The sequence below is a fragment of the Marisediminicola senii genome, from assembly GCF_011057645.1.
GTDB classification, from domain to species: domain Bacteria; phylum Actinomycetota; class Actinomycetes; order Actinomycetales; family Microbacteriaceae; genus Marisediminicola; species Marisediminicola senii.
Genome location: NZ_JAALGE010000102.1, coordinates 1 through 2,230 on the forward strand (window position 1 = coordinate 1; position 2,230 = coordinate 2,230).

The 2,230-nt window shown below is 72.4% G+C and carries 2 protein-coding genes; both read right to left on the reverse strand.

Features of this window, described 5'->3' with window-relative positions; genetic code table 11:
- Positions 1-82 precede the first annotated feature (82 nt).
- Positions 83-1,924, reverse strand: a complete 1,842-nt coding sequence (locus G5S38_RS15415) for a phospho-sugar mutase (protein ID WP_201276717.1) — start codon at positions 1,922-1,924, stop codon at positions 83-85.
- Positions 1,921-2,230 (reverse strand): phosphorylase family protein (locus G5S38_RS15420; protein ID WP_456238000.1); only part of this gene is annotated, 310 nt, incomplete at its 5' end. The genes G5S38_RS15415 and G5S38_RS15420, both read right to left, overlap by 4 nt.

Consider the following 2,230-nt stretch of genomic DNA (forward strand, 5'->3'; position numbering starts at 1 on the left):
GGGTGCGGCCATGCGGCGCGCCGCGGCTGGTTCGCGGGGGTCTGACCCGGCCCGGGAGCCCCGCTCAGCCCGCGAGCCCCGCTCAGCCCGCGAGCAGCGCGCGGATGCCGTCGTGGAGCACCCGCACGGCGGCCTGCGCCGCGGCGAGGCGTTCGGCCCCGCTGCCGTCGGTGCTCACCGCGTCGATGTACACCTTCACCTTGGGCTCCGTTCCGCTCGGACGCACGATCACGCGCGAGCCGTCCGAGGTGAAGATGCGCAGGATGTTGCTCGCCGGGAACGGGCCGAACCCGTCGATGAAGTCGTCGATGCTGCTGACCCGCACTCCACCGATGAAGTCGTCGATGCTGCTGACCCGCACTCCACCGATGAAGTCGTCGATGCTGCTGACCCGCACTCCACCGATGTGGGCGGGCGGGGCATCCCTCAGCGCCTGCATCGTTCGCGGGATGTCGGCCAGGTCCGTCATGCGCAGCGAGACCTGTGACGACGCGAAACCGCCGAACCGCTCGGCCAGGGCCAGCAGGTGCTCGGCGACGGTCGAGCCGTTCGACGCGAGCTCCGAGGCGAGGGCGAGAAAGTCGACGGCGGCCGAGATGCCGTCCTTGTCGCGGATGACGTCGGGGTTCACGAGGTAGCCGAGGGCCTCCTCGTAGCCGTAGGCGAGGCCGCCGGCGCGGGAGATCCACTTGAACCCGGTGAGCGTCTCGACGAAGTCGAGGTCGTAGGCGTCGGCGATGGCCTTCAGGGCCGGCGAGCTGACCAGGGAGGCGGCGAGGGTGCCGTCGGCGTCGGCCGCGAGCAGGCGTTCTGCGGCCCGCCACCCGAGGATCGCACCCACCTCGTTGCCGCTGAGGCGGCGCCAGCCGGAGCCGTCCGCTGCGCCGGCGTCGGGGATCGCGATGGCCAGCCGGTCGGCGTCCGGGTCGTTGGCGACGATCAGGTCGACCCCCGCGTCGGTCGCGGTGCGCATGGCGAGGTCGAGGGCGCCCGGCTCCTCGGGGTTCGGAAAGGCGACCGTGGGAAAGGCGGGGTCTGGATGCTGCTGCTCGAGAACCGACACCGGCTCGGTGAACCCGGCCTCGGCGAACACGCGCTGGGCGATCTCCCATCCGACGCCGTGCATCGCGGTGTACGCGAAGCGCACCCGCGTGCTGGGGCGTGTGGCGAGCGCGGCGGTGCGGCCCACGTATTCGTCGACGACGGTCTCGGGTGCGGTCTCGTAGTCGGTGGACCGTGGCAGCTCGGTGATGGCGGGGCCCGCGGCGACGAGGTGGATTCGTGCGGCGATCTCGCCATCGGCCGGGGAGACGATCTGCGACCCGCCGTGCTCGCCGCCCAGGTAGACCTTGTAGCCGTTGTCGCCCGCGGGGTTGTGGCTCGCGGTGACCATCACGCCGGCGCTCAGGTCGAGGTGCCGCACGGCGAACGCGAGCACCGGGGTGGGCAGCATGCGCGGCAGCAGGATGGCCCGCACGCCAGCGCCCGCCATGATCTCGGCGGTGTCGACGGCGAATGCCCGGGAGTTGGTGCGGCCGTCGTAGCCGATGACGACGCTGGGGGTGCGATTGCCCGCGGTGTCGGCGCGGCTGGTGGCGTGGTTCATGACGGTGTGGTCGTTCAGCAGGTAGGCGGCGAGCCCGGCGGCGGCCTGGCTCACGAGCACCCGGTTCATGCGGTTGGGGCCGGCTCCGATGATTCCGCGCAGGCCTGCCGTGCCGAACTCGAGGCGCGTATCGAAGCGGTCGCGCAGCGCGCGGATTCCGCGGTCGGTGCCGGCCTCGGCATCCACTATCAGTTCGTTCAGTTCTGCGGCGGTGACGGGGTCGGGGTCCTGCGCGACCCATGCGCGGGCGGCCCCGATCAGCAGGTCGAGGCTCGCACGGTCGAGCGCGCCGGCGGTCGCCGGGTCGGCCGCACTCACAGGGCGGCCACGACGCGGGCGAGGAGGGCGCTGATCACGGGTTCGGCTGCGGCGCCGGCCTCGAGGACTTCGGCGTGGCTGAGCGGCGTGCTCTGGATGCCCGCGGCGAGGTTGGTGATCAGCGACAGGCCGAGCACTTCCATGCCCGACTGGCGGGCGGCGATGGCTTCGAGGGCGGTCGACATGCCGACGATGTGCCCGCCGATGGTCTTCGCCATCTGCACCTCGGCCGGGGTCTCGTAGTGCGGGCCGCGGGACTGCGTGTAGACGCCCTCGTCGAGTGGCGGGGCGGTCGGGCGGGCGGTG